This is a genomic window from Cupriavidus sp. F041, from assembly GCF_057814235.1.
This window is the reverse complement of record NZ_JBVASY010000002.1, coordinates 2016660-2031875: the sequence shown is the minus strand read 5'-3', so window position 1 is coordinate 2031875 and position 15216 is coordinate 2016660. Positions and strand designations below refer to the sequence as shown.

Annotated in this window: 11 protein-coding genes; 8 read left to right on the top strand and 3 right to left on the bottom strand. The window is 67.6% G+C overall.

Translation table 11 applies throughout. The features are described from left to right. Positions 1–21 precede the first annotated feature (21 nt). The 5 genes from ACZY0R_RS26630 (at position 22) to ACZY0R_RS26610 (ending at position 5740) form a co-directional block, all read left to right on the top strand. Positions 22–999: a Bug family tripartite tricarboxylate transporter substrate binding protein gene (locus ACZY0R_RS26630; protein ID WP_488862586.1), complete on the top strand. Its 978-nt coding sequence runs from the start codon at positions 22–24 to the stop codon at positions 997–999. A gap of 39 nt (positions 1000–1038) precedes the next feature. After that, positions 1039–2274, top strand: coding sequence for a CaiB/BaiF CoA transferase family protein (locus ACZY0R_RS26625; protein ID WP_488862584.1), 1236 nt, complete (start codon positions 1039–1041; stop codon positions 2272–2274). Positions 2275–2316: 42 nt separating this feature from the next. Then, on the top strand, positions 2317–4119 hold the full coding sequence (locus tag ACZY0R_RS26620; RefSeq protein WP_488862582.1) for an acyl-CoA dehydrogenase family protein: 1803 nt from the start codon (positions 2317–2319) through the stop codon (positions 4117–4119). Between the two features lie 135 nt (positions 4120–4254). Beyond that, a complete protein-coding gene (locus ACZY0R_RS26615) occupies positions 4255–5049 on the top strand; it encodes a TatD family hydrolase (RefSeq protein WP_488862580.1) in 795 nt (264 codons plus the stop codon). After that, complete coding sequence (locus tag ACZY0R_RS26610; RefSeq protein ID WP_488862578.1) at positions 5042–5740, top strand: ankyrin repeat domain-containing protein; 699 nt, start codon at positions 5042–5044, stop codon at positions 5738–5740. Before ACZY0R_RS26615 ends, ACZY0R_RS26610 begins: the two co-directional genes overlap by 8 nt. 46 nt (positions 5741–5786) lie before the next feature. Here the strand turns inward: ACZY0R_RS26610 and egtB are convergent, their stop codons facing one another. Continuing rightward, positions 5787–7076 (bottom strand): ergothioneine biosynthesis protein EgtB, encoded by a 1290-nt coding sequence (egtB, locus tag ACZY0R_RS26605; RefSeq protein WP_488862576.1) that lies wholly within the window; start codon positions 7074–7076, stop codon positions 5787–5789. 365 nt (positions 7077–7441) lie between these two features. Further along, positions 7442–8044 carry an FMN-dependent NADH-azoreductase gene (locus tag ACZY0R_RS26600; protein ID WP_045236367.1) on the bottom strand — a complete coding sequence of 201 codons (603 nt, stop codon included), beginning with the start codon at positions 8042–8044 and terminating at the stop codon, positions 7442–7444. Positions 8045–8192: 148 nt separating this feature from the next. Between ACZY0R_RS26600 and ACZY0R_RS26595 the strand changes: the two genes are divergently transcribed. Both ACZY0R_RS26595 and ACZY0R_RS26590 read left to right on the top strand, forming a co-directional pair. After that, a complete protein-coding gene (locus ACZY0R_RS26595) occupies positions 8193–9149 on the top strand; it encodes a LysR family transcriptional regulator (protein WP_488862574.1) in 957 nt (318 codons plus the stop codon). Positions 9150–9326: 177 nt separating this feature from the next. After that, positions 9327–9740, top strand: a complete 414-nt coding sequence (locus ACZY0R_RS26590; RefSeq protein WP_045236369.1) for a DoxX family protein — start codon at positions 9327–9329, stop codon at positions 9738–9740. A gap of 43 nt (positions 9741–9783) precedes the next feature. Here ACZY0R_RS26590 and ACZY0R_RS26585 read toward each other — a convergent pair whose 3' ends face one another. Next, on the bottom strand, positions 9784–10998 hold the full coding sequence (locus ACZY0R_RS26585; RefSeq protein ID WP_488862572.1) for an EAL domain-containing response regulator: 1215 nt from the start codon (positions 10996–10998) through the stop codon (positions 9784–9786). A 259-nt stretch (positions 10999–11257) separates the two neighbouring features. Here ACZY0R_RS26585 and ACZY0R_RS26580 point away from each other — a divergent pair, with 259 nt between their 5' ends. Then, complete coding sequence (locus ACZY0R_RS26580; RefSeq protein ID WP_488862570.1) at positions 11258–15205, top strand: DNA translocase FtsK; 3948 nt, start codon at positions 11258–11260, stop codon at positions 15203–15205. Positions 15206–15216 lie beyond the last annotated feature (11 nt).

The following is a 15216-nucleotide window of genomic DNA, read 5'->3' as shown; positions in this document are numbered from 1 at the left end:
AAAAGAACCAGGGAGACAGCCGTGAATCCGAAGACCCTCGTCGTCTTGCTCATCGCCCCATTGCTGACCGTGATGACGGTTACCAAGGCCGCCGCGCAAGCCTATCCGCGCCAGCCCATTCGCATCGTCGTGCCCTATGCGGCCGGCGGCATGACGGACGTCGTGGCGCGCGTGATCGGCCTGCGCCTTGGCGAGCGGCTTGGCCAGCCAGTGGTGGTGGAAAACCGGCCCGGGGCAGCCACCATCGTCGGCGCGGAGCAGGTCGCAGGAGCCAGCGCCGATGGTTATACGCTGCTGGCGGCCACCAATACCACGCTGACCATCAATCCCTGGCTGTACCCGAAGCTGCCTTATGACCCCGCCCGGAGTTTCGCGCCGATCGCGCTGGTCGCCACCGCGCCGAGCGTGATCGTGGTGAATCCTGCGGTGCCCGCCAGGACCATGGACGAACTGGTGCAACTGTCCCGCGCCAAGCCAGGCAGCTTGAGCTATGCATCGTATGGCAACGGCTCGACCGCGCATCTCGCCGGCGAGATGCTGAAGGCGCGCGCCGGGATCGACGTGCTGCACGTGCCATACAAGGGCAGCGCGCCGGCCAAGGCCGCCGTGATGGCCAACGAGGTGTCGATGACCTTCGAGCCCGCCTTCACCGGCCTGCCGCAGATCGCGGCAGGCAAGCTGCGCGCGCTTGCCGTGATGAACGCGAAGCGCTCGGCGGTGATGCCCGATGTGCCGACCACGGCGGAGCTTGGCTTCGGCGGCATCGAGATGTCGGCCTGGGTCGGCCTGGTGGCGCCCGCCGCCACGCCGCCCGCCGTGGTCGAGCGGCTGGCCAGCGAGATCGAGCGCATCGTGGCCGAGCCGGCGGTGCAACAAACCTTGCTGCGCAGCGGGGCCGAGCCGGTGGGCTACTACCGCGAAGCCTTCGCTGCCTACATCCGCGAGGAGACCGCCCGCTACGGCAAGGTGATCACGGCCGCGCACATCCGCGCCGACTGAACAAGCACGACCCGCGAACCAAGCCACGACGATGCCAACATGAACAAACCGCTTTCCCATATCCGCGTACTCGACCTGACCAGGGTGCTGGCCGGCCCCTGGTGCACCCAGAACCTGGCCGACCTGGGCGCGGAGGTGATCAAGGTTGAAAGGCCCGGCGCGGGCGATGAAACCCGCGGCTGGGGGCCGCCCTGGGTGCCCGGCGAAGCCGGGGAGCAGCGGCGGGACTCCACGTATTACGCCTCAACCAACCGGGGCAAGAAATCGGTCACTGTCGATTTCGCAACCAGCGAAGGCCAGGAGATCGTGCGGCGCATGGCAGCCACATGCGATGTGCTCGTGGAGAACTACAGGGTTGGCACGCTGGCGCGCTTCGGGCTCGGCTACGAGGACCTGCGCGCGGCCAACCCCGGATTGATCTATTGCTCGGTCACCGGGTATGGGCAAACCGGCCCCTATCGGCACCGTCCCGGCTACGACTTCGTCTTCCAGGGCATGAGCGGACTGATGAGCCTGACCGGCGAGCCCGACGATGCCTGCGGCGAATGCGAGGGCGGCGGGCCGCAGAAATTCGGCGTGGCGGTGGCCGACATGACCACCGGCCTGTACGCCAGCCTGGCGATCACGGCGGCGCTGGCGTGGCGCGAGCGCAACGGCCGTGGCCAGCATATCGACATGGCCCTGCTCGATTGCGCGATGGCGCTCGGCAGCAACCAGGCCGTGGGCTACCTGACCTCGGGCAAGGTCCCGCGCCGCTACGGCAATGCACATCCCAATGCCGTGCCTTACCAGGTCTTCGCCACCCGGGACGGCAAGCTGATCGTTGCGGTGGGTAACGATGGCCTGTTTGCCTCGTACTGCGAGGCCATCGGCCGGCCGGAACTGGCCGCCGATGCGCGCTTTGCCAAGGTCAGCGGCAGGCTGGTCAACCGCGACGCGCTGTTGCCGCTGCTGGCGGACATCATGCGCGCCGACACGACCGAAACCTGGCTCGCGCGCCTGGAAGCGGCCGGCGTGCCTTGCGGTCCCATCAATGACTTTGCCCAGGCCTTCGACGATCCGCAGGTCAGGCATCGCGGCATCCGCGTGGACCTGCCGCTTTCCACCGGCGGGACCTGTCCCGCCATCGCCAGCCCGATGCGGTTCTCCGCCACGCCGCTGGACTACCAGAGCGGGCCGCCTGTCCTCGGCGAGCACACCGAGGCCGTGCTGGGCGACAGCCTGGGCATGGCACCCGAGGATCTGATCCGCCTGCGCGCCGCCGGCGTGATCTGAATACCTCGCTCGTCCTTCCATCCTCCCTGCCGGAACCCTCCCATGTCCTTCCAAGCCAGCTACGCCGAGTTCGTCAGTCCACGCCCCGGTGATGCGGGGACCAGCTCCCGCCACCTCGCGCCGGATTGCGCCGGCCTGGATTTCTTCGCGCTCGACCGGGGCCTGCGGGACCTGTTGGCGTTGTACCTGCCGGCGCAGGAACACCAGCACCTGCTGCCGCATTTCCAGCGCATGGGCCAGTTGGCTGGCGGCCGCCTGAATGCGCTGGCGGCGGTGGCCGACAAATACGCCCCGGTGCTTCACGCGCGTACCCGCTGGGGCGAGGACCACGACTGGATCGAATACCACCCGGCCTACCAGGAGATGGAGCATATCGCCTTCGCCGATTTCCAGTTCCATGCGATGGGCCACCGCGCCGGCGTGCTGGGGTGCGCCGCGCCGCTGGCGCCGGCGGCGAAATACGCCTTCCAGTACCTGTTCGTGCAGTCCGAGTTCGGCCAGATGTGCCCGATCAGCGTGACGGATACCTCGATCCACCTGATCCGCAAGTTCGGCAGCCAGGCCTTGCAGCAAAAACTGCTGCCCGGCATGCTGTCCCCCGACCTGGCGTCGCTCTGGAAGGGCACCCAGTTCATGACCGAGAAGGCCGGCGGCTCGGACGTGGGTGCCATCGAGACCGTGGCGCGCGAGGAGGGTGGCCAGTGGCGCCTGTACGGCGAGAAGTGGTTCTGTTCGCATGCCGATGCGGACGTCGTCCTGCTGCTGGCCCGTCCCGAAGGCGCGCCGTCCGGCACCCGCGGCCTCGCGCTGTTTGCGCTGCCGCGCCGGCTCGACGACGGCAGCCGCAACGCCTATCGCATCGTCCGGCTGAAGGACAAGCTGGGCACGCGGTCGATGGCCAGCGGCGAAGTCCGGCTCGAAGGGGCGGTGGCCTATCCGGTAGGCGCGCTGGACCAGGGCCTCAAGCAGATGATGGAGCAGGTCAACCTGTCGCGCCTGTCGCATGCGGTGCGCGCCGCCGCCATGATGCGCCGTTGCCTGAACGAAGCGCTGCGGGCCGCGCGGCACCGCTCTGCCTTTGGGCGCGAGGTCATTGGCCATGCGCTGCTGCGGCGGCAATTGCTGAAGATCATGGTTCCCACCGAGGCGGCCTTGTCGATGGTCATGGCCACGGCGGACGCCATGCGGCGGGCCGGCGAGGAAGAGGGCGAGGGCGACGGTAATGCACGGCAAGCCTTGCGCCTGCTGACGCCGCTGATCAAGCTGCGCGCCTGCCGGGACAATATCGCCGTGGCGACCGGTGCCATGGAAGTGCGGGGCGGCAACGGCTATATCGAGGATTTCGTCAACGCGCGGCTGGTCCGGGACGCCCATATCGGCGTGCTGTGGGAGGGCACCAGCAATATCAATGCGCTGGATGCCATCCAGCGGGCGGTGGGAAAGGAAGGGGCTCACCGTGCCCTGGGGAGCTTGCTGGCGGGTCGGCTGGAACAATCCGGGAACCTGCCGGCGCCGCTGCGGCAGGCCCTGTGGCAAGGGTGGCAACGTGCTGCTTCGCTCGCCGAGACCGTGGCTGGCGGCGCGCGGCACGAGGCGGAGAGCCGCCGTGCCGCCAGCGCCCTCTACCACGCCAGTGCCGCCATCCTGATGGCCTGGGAGGCTACCCGGCCTGGTGTCGACGCCCGCCGGCTGCTACTGGCCGACGCGCTGCTGCGGCATCGCCTGCTGCCATCCGATCCGCTGGCGAGCCCGGATGAGGAGGGCGAATCCGCGGCTTGCCGGCTGCTGCTGGACCCGGCGCCGCTCACGCTGGAGCAGGCCTGCGCGGCGATCGCCCCCGTCTGATCCCGGCTGGCGCAAGTGGCGCATCGGGCGGCGGGCCGCGCCCGCTGATCTGTCATGGGCGGGCGCGCGGGCACGACCGGATACAATGGCGGGTGGCGCCGCCCGCGGCGGCGTCTCTATACGGAAACCGCCCCAATGTTTGTCGATTCCCACTGCCATCTAGATTTCCCCGAACTTGCCGAACGCTTGCCCGAATTGCTGGAGAACATGCGTGCCAACCAGGTAACGCATGCGCTGTGCATCTCGGTCACGCTGGAAGATTTCCCGCGCGTGCTGGCACTCGCCGAGCAGTTTCCGCATCTCTACGCTTCGGTCGGTGTGCATCCCGACTACGAGGAGGGCGAGGAGCCCACGCTGGAGCGCCTGCTGGCGCTTTCGGCGCATCCGCGGGTGGTCGGCACCGGCGAGACCGGGCTCGACTACTACCGGCTGAACGGCCGCAGCATCGCCGACATGGAGTGGCAGCGGGAGCGTTTCCGCACCCATATCCGCGCCGCGCGGCAGACCGGCAAGCCGCTGATCATCCATACCCGCTCGTCTGCCGACGACACCCTGCGCCTGATGCGCGAGGAAGACGCGCGCGCCGCCGGCGGGGTGATGCATTGCTTTACCGAGAGTTGGGAGATCGCCCGGCAAGCGCTGGATGAAGGCTTCCATATCTCGTTTTCCGGCATCGTGACATTCAAGAACGCCGTGGAGCTGCAGGAAACCGCGCGCAAGATACCGCTGGAGCGCATGCTGATCGAGACCGATTCACCTTACCTGGCGCCCGTGCCTTACCGCGGCAAGACCAACCAGCCAGCCTGGGTGCGCCATGTGGGCGAATTCATCGCCAACCTGCGCGGCATTCCGGTCGAGGAGTTGGCGGAGCAGACTTCCGACAATTTCTTCCGTCTTTTCAAGCATATAGATAGGAATACTCATGTTTAACATGAAGATTGTACGGCGTCTCGCCGCTTTCGCGGCGCTGCTTTGCGGCACCGTTGCCTTGGCGACGCCCACGGACGATATGCGCAAGGCGGTGGAGTTCGACGATATCAACGCCGTCCAGAAGATGCTGGCGCGCGGCGTCGATCCCAACCTCGTCGATGCCAAGGGCAATCCCATGCTGGTGGTGGCATTGCGCGAGAAGTCGCTAAAGGTGGCGGGGGCACTGATCCGCGCCAAGAATATCGATTTCGACAAGACCAATGCGGCCGGCGAGACGCCGCTGATGATGGCCAGCCTGCAGAACGAACTCGATATGGTCAAGCTGATGGTCGACCAGATGGAGGTCGAGATCAACAAGACGGGCTGGACGCCGCTGCACTACGCAGCGACCAACGGCAACAACGAGATCGTCAAGTTCCTGGTTGATCACGCTGCCTATATCGACGCCGAAAGCCCCAACGGCACCACGCCGCTGATGATGGCGGCGCGCGGCGGCCATATCGAGACGGTCAAGCTGCTGCTGGACGAGGGCGCGGACATGCGGCTGAAGAACCAGCAGGGCATGACGGCAATCGATTTTGCCGAGCGCTACCACCAGAAGGAGATCGCGGACGGGCTGAAATCGCGCTGGCAGAAACTGTATCCGCAGACGCCGCTAAGCTCGCAGTCCCCGCAAAAGGGCTGGAACTGAATTTGCGGGAAGCGCGCCGGTCTTGCCCGGCGTGTTCCCGCCCCGGCTACGCGTCGTCCGCGAGGCGCACGCCGGTGAACTGCCAACGCTGGTGCGGATAGAAGAAGTTGCGGTAGCTGGCGCGGATATGCGATTCGGGCGTCACGCAGGAACCGCCGCGCAGCACCATCTGGCTGCACATGAACTTGCCGTTGTATTCCCCCACCGCGCCCGCGCCCGGCCGGAAGCCCGGGTAGGGCTGGAAGGGGCTGGCGGTCCATTCCCACACGTCGCCAAACATCTGCCGCAGCACGCCCGAGGTATTTTGCCGGTCGGGCAGCGGCCGCAGAATCCGTCCTTCGACAAAATTCCCCGTGGCTGGCAGGTTGCGCGCCGCATGCTCCCATTCCGCCTCGGTGGGCAGGCGGCGCTCGGCCCAGCGGGCGAAGGCATCGGCCTCATAGAAGCTGACATGGGTGACCGGGCTATCGGGATCGACCGGCTGCATCCCGCGCAAACTCATCTGCCACCAGGTGCCCTCGCGTTCCTCCCAGTACAGCGGCGCTTCGATGCCCTGTTCGCAGACCCAGCGCCATCCATCCGACAGCCAAAGGCCGGCGGTACGGTAGGCGCCGTCCTCGATGAATTCAAACCACTGGCGGTTGCTGATGGGGTGCGAGCAGAGCTGGTAGGGTTGCAGCAGCACATTGTGGCGCGGGCTTTCGCAATCAAAGGCAAAGCCGTCGCGGTCATGGCCGATGGCGACCACGCCGCCGGCAAAGGGGATCCATTCGGCGGCCGGGCGCGGGTCGGCGATGACGGGCGCCAGCAACTCCGGCGCGAAAGCCGGCTTCAGCGGGTTTTGCGCGAACAAGTGCAGGATGTCGGTCAGCAGCAATTCCTGGTGCTGCTGCTCGTGGTTCAGGCCAAGCTCGATCAGCGCTGCCTCGGCATCCGTCTGCGCGCTCGTGAGCAGACCGAGCATGGTTTCGTCGACCGCTTCGCGGTAAGCCAGGATCTCGTCCAGCGAGGGCCGCGAGAGCAGTCCCCGGCGCGGGCGCGGGTGGCGGGCCCCGACCGACTCGTAATAGGAGTTGAAGAGGTAGCGGTATTGCGGGTCGACTGGCTCGTAGTCCGGGATGCGGGCCGTCAGCACGAACTCCTCGAAGAACCAGGTGGTATGCGCCAGGTGCCATTTGGCCGGGCTTGCGTCGTCCATCGACTGCACCGTGGCGTCGGCGTCGGTCAGGTCGGCGACCATGGCCTCGGTGGCCGAGCGGATGTGGCGGTACCGGGCAAGCAGGGCCGGCTCGTGCGGAGGATGCACGGCGCTGGCAGGCAGCAGGGCAGAGGACATGCGGGCTCCCTTATCGAACTTTGCGGACTTGGCATCTGCCGCGGATGCCGCGCGAAGGGCGGCTGTCCGTGGCGTGTGGATTGCGGACAGGTTCCGATCCAGGCCCTCGCAACAAGGCCGCGCTGGCTTCCCCCTGGATGGACGTGCACCGAAACCGCTCGGGCGTTCCGAACAATCATAGACCCGATCATGCACGGGGCATAGCAGGCTCTTGCCTGCAAAACCGGGGGCAATGCATGCACCGGGCGGGCCGGCCAAAGAGGTGGGAAACGGCTTGCCGGAGCGCAAAACGCCCGCCGGCATGAATGCGGGCGGGCGTTTTGCCTGGCGGCACGGCGGCGTGCCGCCGCCTGGCGGTCAGGCGATCACGCGGCCAGGGCTGCCACGGCGCTGTTGGCGGAGGCCAGGCTGGCTTCGCGGGCTTCCGGGCCCATGGCGAGGCCATGCGCGCGCACGTACGTGATATCGGTGATGCCCAGGAAGCGGAACACCACGTCGACGGTCTGCTCGTGCAGGTCCAGGGCGTTGGCGTCCTGGCGCACGCCGCCGCGCGACGACACCACGATCACGCGCTTGCCGCCGGCCAGGCCAACCGGGCCGGTCTCGGTGTACTTGAAGGTGCGGCCGGCCTGGGCGATACGGTCGATCCAGGACTTGAGCTGGCTGGGGATGCTGAAGTTGTATTGCGGCACGCCCACTACCAGCACATCGGCTTCGAGGAATTCCTTCAGGAAGGCTTCGGTGCGTTGCAGCTCGCTTTCCTGCAGAGCGTTCAGGCCGTCCTTCGGGCCGCCCAGCACGGGCAGCAGTGCGTTCGACAGGTGTGCCGGGGCGTCCTGGTCGAGGTCGCGCACGGTCAGGGTGGCTTCCGGGTGCTTGGCGCGCAGGTCGGCCACGACCTTGGCGGTCAGGGTGCGGGAAGCGGAGTGGCCGCCAAGTACGCTCGAGTCGATTTGCAAGATCTTCATGTTCATCTCCACAGGGGTTCGGGTTGGATGAAGCAAAGATAGCGGTCTGCCATTGATGCCGGTAGTGGGGCAAAATAGAACTTATTGTTCCAGAGACAGAACGCCAGCCGGCTGCTACCCTGGCGCGCTCCCCCGCCGAGGAAGTCCGATGCAAGACCTGAACGATCTCTCGCTGTTTGCCCAGGTGGTCCAGCATGGCAGTTTTTCCGCCGCTAGCCGTGCCAGCGGCGTGCCAAAGTCCCGCCTGAGCCGGCGCATTGCGCAGCTGGAGCGCGACCTGGGCGTGCAATTGCTGCGCCGGACTACCCGGCAGGTACGCGTGACGCCGATTGGCGAGGCGTACTACGAGCGCTGCCGCGCCATGCTCGCGGAGGCGGAAGCGGCACGCGAGGTGATCGAGCAGGCACGCGACCAGCCGGGTGGCAATTTGCGGATCAGTTGTCCGGTAGCGATCGCCCAAAGCCTGCTGGCCCCGGCGATCGGGCATTTCATGCAAGCCAATCCCGGGATTCGGATCGAGGTGGAGGCCACCAACCGCCGTGTCGACGTCATCGCCGAAGGATTCGACCTGGCGCTGCGCGTGCGCGATGTGATGGACGATTCCTCGCTCGTGGTGCGCACTTACGGCGAAAGCCCGCTGATGCTGGTGGCCAGTCCGGCGCTGCTCGACAGTATCGGCCGCCCGCGTACGCCCGAGGCGCTGGACGGCATGCCCGGCGTCAACCAGAAGCCGCACGATGGCAAGCATGTCTGGACGCTGAGCTGCAATACCGGCCAGTCCATCCACATTGCCTACGAGCCCCGCCTGATCACCGACGAATTCGCCCTGCTGCGCGAGGCCGCCATCGCGGGCGTGGGCGTGGCGATGCTGCCGCGCATGTTCTGCCGCGACGCCATCGAAAACGGCGAACTGGAAGTGCTGCTGCCCCAGTGGATCATGCCGGTCGGTACCCTGCATGCGGTATTTCCCTCGCGCAAGGGGATGCCGCCGGCGCTGCGGCGCTTTCTCGATTTCCTTGCCGACATCCTGCCCGAGACGGCCTGCAAAGCCGGCATGCAGCCGCCGCGCCAGCCCGGCATGCACCGGCCGATTGGCCAGATATGAGGACGGGCATGCGGACAATGACGCGCCGGCGCAACTTGTGGCTTTACCTTCACGACGCGGCGCACTAAGGTACATGTGCGTGCGTCGCGTGGAGCTCAAGGCGCTTCGTCAGTGCTGCCCGGCTGGTCTTGCTTGCTTGCGGCGCTTTCGTTTTCGGACCGGAAAGGAGTGACAACCATGAGTGGTTCTCAGGCATCCCAGGACTTGGGCAAGGCGATACTGCGCATCGTGCTCGGCGTGCTGATCCTGTTGCATGGGATTTCCAAGCTCATCGAGGGGCCAGGATTCGTGACGCAGGTGGTGGCGCAGGCCGGTTTGCCTCCGGCCATTGCGTACCTTGTCTATATTGGCGAGATCGTGGCGCCCGTCCTGCTGATCCTGGGCCTCTGGGCCCGGCTCGGCGCACTGATCGTAGCCGGCAATATGCTGGTCGCGGTCGGCCTGGTGCACATGAAGCAGATCGGCACGCTGGCCAACACCGGCGGCTGGGCGCTGGAGTTGCAGGCCATGTTCCTGGCCGCGGCGCTTGCGGTTGCGCTGCTCGGCGCGGGGCGCCTGAGCGTGGGCGGCATCAGCGGCAAGTGGAACTAGCGTAGCCGCCCATGGCTTTCCGGTCCGCCCCCCGCCTGCGTCCTCAGGGCGTCCAGCGGCCCAGCGCCTCGGCCACGAACATATCGGGTGGCAGCGCGGGCGACCACAGGTAGCCCTGTCCAAGATCGCAGCCCAGGGCTTGCAGCGCATCGCGCTGCACGGGCGTTTCAATGCCCTCGGCCACGCACTCCAGCTTGAGGTCGCGCGCGAGGTTGATGACGTTGCGGCAGATCGCCGCGCGCTGGCTGTTGCCCGGCACGGCGACCACGAAGGAGCGGTCCAGCTTGATCTGGGTGAATGGCAGGTCAGCCAGGAGCTTGAGGGTCGCGATGCCGATCCCGAAATCGTCGATCGCTACGCCGTAGCCCAGCAGGCGCAAGCGGTTCAGTGCGATCGACAGGGCACGGGTGTCATGCACCGGATAGCCTTCGGTCAGTTCGATGATCAACAGCTGGCGTGGCATGCCGCTGGCTTCCACCATGGCATCGAAGGCGTCCAGTACGCCGGGCCGGCACAGTGTCTGGGCGGATGCGTTGATGCTGAGCGGGATGCGCACGCCGCGCGCCAGCAATTGCCGCTGCACCGCCAGGCATTGCTGGCCCGCCAGCTGGAAGATCGCATCGGCCTCGCCCAGCGCCTCCAGCCTGGGAATGAACAGATCGGGCCGGATCAGGCCCAGTGCCGGATGGCGCCAGCGGCAGAGCGCCTCGGCGCCCGCCAGCGCGCCGCTGCCGATCCGGAACTGGGGTTGCAGCATGATGAAGATGGCGCCGGGCGTTTGCATCGCGGCCAGCAAATCGCGGTCGTCAGGCTGGCTCGGCGCCGCCGCGGGTACTTCGGCGGTGAGGTTGCGCTCCAGCACATCCTGCAGGATTTCCTCCAGCACTACTGCCGAGAGCGGCTTGCGAACCGCCCGCGCATCGGACAGGCCGACCGAATCGGCCAGGCTCACATGGGACTCGATGATGTCGTCCTGCAGCGCCGACACCCAGACCCACAGCGGCTGGGCGCCCGCGAAGGCGTTCTTGCGCCGGGTCAGTTCGTCCATCATGCCCGGCCCGTTGAGCCCCGGCATCTCGATATCGCAGAGCACGAGGTCGAACTTGCGCGTCGCCAGCAGGTCCAGCGCAACGCGGCCGTCGGCGGCGCAATGCACCTCGCTGACGCCGAGCTGGGTCAGCAACTGCTCTGCCGCCAGCAACTGGAAAGGGTGGTCATCGACCACCAGGGCGGACAGTCCGGCGTAGCGTGTCTGCATGGTTGGCTGGGGAATGGATCGGCGGAACGGTCGATGAAGTGAGAGGGGCGTCGCGCCATAGTAGCGCACATGATGCGCGCCGCGCGTGTCCTGGCAAGGACGGCCGCGCGCTTTGGCGATGGCGGTCCGCATGGCGGGGGAGGGCGCTTCTTCACAGAAATCGCGCGATATTCCGTCCTCGCAGCTATCTTGCGCGGAAACGCCGCGCCCAGACCCGCTACAATCGCTGCCCGAGGTATTAGATGATGGCGTTTCGATAATGGGTTTTGGCTGGTTCGGATTTTCGACCTTGTGGCTTGTGCCACTGGTGTGGCGACAGGTGGCGCGCCGGCTTGCCGGTGAGCGCCGTTTCTTTAGCGGACGCGGCACGCTGCGGGTCTGGCTCGGCACGCTGATCGTGCTGTGCGCGAGCGCTTCGCTCGAAGCGCTGACGGGGGCCGCTGGCGAGGCCGGCATGGCGGGCAGCACGTCCGGCGGCAGCGCCGGCCGTGCGCTGGGCAGCCTGGTTTCCGGCATGTTCGGCTGGAGCGCAAGCCTGCTGCTGATGCTGGGCGTGCTGGCCCTGGCCGCGCCGATGGTGTTCGGGGAAACCTGGCGCAGCCTGTTCCTGCGCAAGCCCGTCGTGGCGGAGCCGGAAGAGGCGGATCCCGCGCCTTTGCGTACACCCGCCCGTACCGCGCGCGAGCCGGACAACTGGGAGACCACGCACCTGGGCGCGATGCACGCAGCGGCGCCGGGCATGGCCGACCATGTACCGCGCCACAAGGGCATTGAAGCTGTTTCGGCGCGGCGCCAGCCCGTCTGGCAGCCGCCGGCGCGCACCCGTAATTCGCCGCCGCAGCCAGGCGAGATCTGGCTGCAGCAAGCCGGGCCGCCGGGAGCCGTCAAGCCGGAAGCGCCCGCGCCGGTGTCCACGCCCGCCGTGGCCAGGCCTTCCCCCGCCAGGACCGCGCCGGCGCGGGCAGCCACCCAGCCCCAGGCTGCCGCACGGACGGCGTCCGCGGCTGCCGCAGCCAGCGCGGCGGCGGCTGTGGCCGCGCAGGCCCGCGCCACAACCAGCCCAGCCGCGGCGACGCCTGCGCGCGCGACCGTGGTCAGCAGCCCCTTCCGCCAGCCGCAGACGGGCTCGCGTTCGACGATTACGACGCTGCCCGAAGCCAACGCGCGACCCGTCCAGCCCGTTGCCGCAAAGACCGTGACGACCGCTGCCGTGGCACCGCCGCCCGCGGACGCCCAGGCGCGGCCAGCGCACGCGCCGGCCGCGCAGCCCGAGTCGGCGGGCACGCTGGATACCGGCGTGCTGGAAACCGGGGAAGCCATCGCAGTACTCGCCGAGGAGCCGCAGACGGTAGCCGTGCTGACCCCCGAGGACGTCGCCTTGCCGGTCTCCAGACTTGCCGCCACCGTGCCCGGCGAGACACCCGAGCCCGCCAAGTTGCTTGCGAACGCCGCCAGGCAAGGCGATGCGCCATCCGTGACGCTGGACGAGATCCGCCTGGAAGCCGAGGCGCTGATGGCGGAGCTGAAAGCACTGGCTGGTGTCCGTCGGCCAGCGTTGGCTGCCGTGCCGGCGCCGCAGGAGGCTGTGGCCGATGCGCAGGCAGCATCCGCGCCATTGCCGGATGCTGCCATCGATGCCCCCGCCGAGGCCGCAATCGGTGCGGTGAGCAATCCGGTGGCCACCGAAGCGGCCTTGGCCGCTGCCGAGGTACCGTCCAACGGGCTGTATGAAGCCCCCGTCGGGATCGTCAGCGAGCCGGTTGCCGGGGATGCCGGACATGCGGTCGCTGTTGCTGAAATGGATTCCCGGGCCGCAGCCGCGGTCCCGCCCGTAGCCGGGCCCGTAGCTGAAGGCCAGGCGGAAGTGGCTGTCGAAGCGGAGCCGCGAACCGACGCAGTAGTCGCAGTCCAGCCCGAAGCCAAGGTGGAAGTTGCGGTCGAAACCGAGCCGCAAACCGATGCCGCAGCCGAGGTCGCAGTCCAGCCTGAAGCCGGAGTCGAGCCTGTAGCCGAAGCTCAGGCAGAAGTTGCGCTCGAAGCCGAGCCGCAAACCGATGCCGCAGCCGTGGTCGCAGTCCAGCCTGAAGGGGGAGCCGAGCCTGTAGCCGAAGCTCAGGCAGAAGTTGCGCTCGAAGCCGAGCCGCGAACCGATGCCGCAGCCGTGGTCGCAGTCCAGCCTGAAGCCGGAGCCGAGCCCGTAGCCGAAGGTCAGGCAGAAGTTGCGGTCGAAGCCGAGCCGCAAACCGATGCCGCAGCCGCGGTCGAAATCCAGCCTGAAGCCGGAGCCGAGCCTGTAGCCGAAGCTCAGGCAGAAGCGGCTGTCGAAACCGAGCCGCAAACCGATGCTGCAGCCGTGGTCGCAGTCCAGCCTGAAGCCGGAGCCGAGTCTGTGACTGAAGCCCTGGCCGAGATCCAGGCCGAAGCCGATGCCCCACTGGAAGAGATCGCCGATAGCGTTCTCGATGCCAACCTGCTGATCGAGCCCCGCGGCGAGGACAATGTCCCTGCTCCGGCGGCGGACGGTGCCACCGCCTCGGAGCCACCGCTAATGCCGGAAGTGGCGCCCGCCACGCCAGCGCCCAAGCCGCGTATCGTGCTGCAGGCCGTGGTCGGTAAAGTCGTGGCGCTTGAGCCCGTGCAGGGCACAGCGGCGGCGGCTCCCGTGGCAACGGCAATGCCGGCGTCGCTGGCCATCGCCGTCACGCCGGCGCCCGCGCGCATCTCGGACTACCGCCTGCCGGACCTCGCCCTGCTGGAAAGCGCCACGGCCGATGTCGAGCAGGTTACCGAGGAACGCCTGCAGGAAACCGGCAATCTGATCGCGCAGCGTCTGGCGGAGTTCAAGGTGCCGGTCTCGGTAGTAGGCGCATCGGCCGGTCCGGTCATCACGCGCTTCGAGGTGGATCCCGCCATGGGCGTGCGCGGCGCGCAGGTGGTGGGGCTGATGAAGGACCTGGCGCGCGCGCTGGGCGTGACCTCGATCCGCGTGGTGGAAACCATCCCCGGCAAGACCTGCATGGGGCTGGAGCTGCCCAACGCGCGGCGGCAGATGATCCGCCTGTCGGAGATCGTGGCCGCGTCATCCTTCCTCGGACACAACTCGAACCTGGTGCTGGCGATGGGGAAGGATATCACCGGCAACCCGGTGGTGACCGATCTCGCGCGCGCGCCGCACTTGCTGGTGGCTGGCACCACCGGCTCGGGCAAGTCCGTGGCGGTCAATGCCATGATCCTGTCCCTGCTGTACAAGGCCACGCCGGACGATGTGCGGCTGATCATGATCGACCCCAAGATGCTGGAACTGTCGGTCTACGAGGGCATTCCCCACCTGCTCGCGCCGGTGGTGACCGATATGAAGCAGGCCGCGCATGCGCTCAACTGGTGCGTGGGCGAAATGGAGAAGCGCTATCGCCTGATGTCGGCGCTGGGCGTGCGCAACCTGGCCGGCTTCAACCAGAAGATCCGTGCCGCCGAGGCCGTGGGCGAGCACGTGTCCAATCCGTTCTCGCTGATGCCCGACGCGCCCGAGCCCCTGCGCACGCTGCCGCTGATCGTGGTGGTGATCGACGAGCTGGCCGACCTGATGATGGTGGCCGGCAAGAAGATCGAAGAGCTGATCGCGCGGCTGGCGCAGAAAGCGCGCGCGGCCGGCATCCACCTGATCCTGGCCACGCAACGGCCGTCGGTGGACGTGATCACCGGCCTGATCAAGGCCAATATCCCGACCCGGGTGGCCTTCCAGGTCTCGTCCAAGATCGACTCGCGCACCATTCTCGACCAGATGGGCGCAGAAAGCCTGCTGGGGCAGGGCGACATGCTGTTCCTGCCGCCGGGTACCGGCTATCCGCAGCGAGTGCACGGCGCCTTTGTGGCCGACGACGAAGTGCACCGCGTGGTGGAGCACTGGAAGCAGTTCGGCGAGCCCGACTACGATGAAGCCATCCTGGCGGGCGACCCCGGCGAGGCCGCCGCCGCGGATCTGTTCGGCGAAGGCGGCGGCGACGTGGAAGCGGACCCGTTGTACGACGAAGCCGCCTCCTTCGTGCTCACCAGCCGCCGGGCCTCGATTTCGGCCGTGCAGCGCCAGTTGCGCATCGGCTATAACCGTGCTGCCCGGCTGATCGAGCAGATGGAAGTGGCCGGGCTGGTCTCGCCGATGGGCCGCAACGGCGCGCGCGATGTGCTCGCGCCGGGCTCGGGCGATTGAAGGCACGCACC

Coding starts and splice junctions, on each gene's coding strand:
- ACZY0R_RS26625 (WP_488862584.1), top strand. CDS start 1,039: ATGAACAAACCGCTTTCCCATATCCGCGTACTCGACCTGACCAGGGTG.
- ACZY0R_RS26620 (WP_488862582.1), top strand. CDS start 2,317: ATGTCCTTCCAAGCCAGCTACGCCGAGTTCGTCAGTCCACGCCCCGGT.
- ACZY0R_RS26615 (WP_488862580.1), top strand. CDS start 4,255: ATGTTTGTCGATTCCCACTGCCATCTAGATTTCCCCGAACTTGCCGAA.
- ACZY0R_RS26610 (WP_488862578.1), top strand. CDS start 5,042: ATGTTTAACATGAAGATTGTACGGCGTCTCGCCGCTTTCGCGGCGCTG.
- egtB (WP_488862576.1), bottom strand. CDS start 7,076: ATGTCCTCTGCCCTGCTGCCTGCCAGCGCCGTGCATCCTCCGCACGAG.
- ACZY0R_RS26600 (WP_045236367.1), bottom strand. CDS start 8,044: ATGAAGATCTTGCAAATCGACTCGAGCGTACTTGGCGGCCACTCCGCT.
- ACZY0R_RS26595 (WP_488862574.1), top strand. CDS start 8,193: ATGCAAGACCTGAACGATCTCTCGCTGTTTGCCCAGGTGGTCCAGCAT.
- ACZY0R_RS26590 (WP_045236369.1), top strand. CDS start 9,327: ATGAGTGGTTCTCAGGCATCCCAGGACTTGGGCAAGGCGATACTGCGC.
- ACZY0R_RS26585 (WP_488862572.1), bottom strand. CDS start 10,998: ATGCAGACACGCTACGCCGGACTGTCCGCCCTGGTGGTCGATGACCAC.
- ACZY0R_RS26580 (WP_488862570.1), top strand. CDS start 11,258: ATGGGTTTTGGCTGGTTCGGATTTTCGACCTTGTGGCTTGTGCCACTG.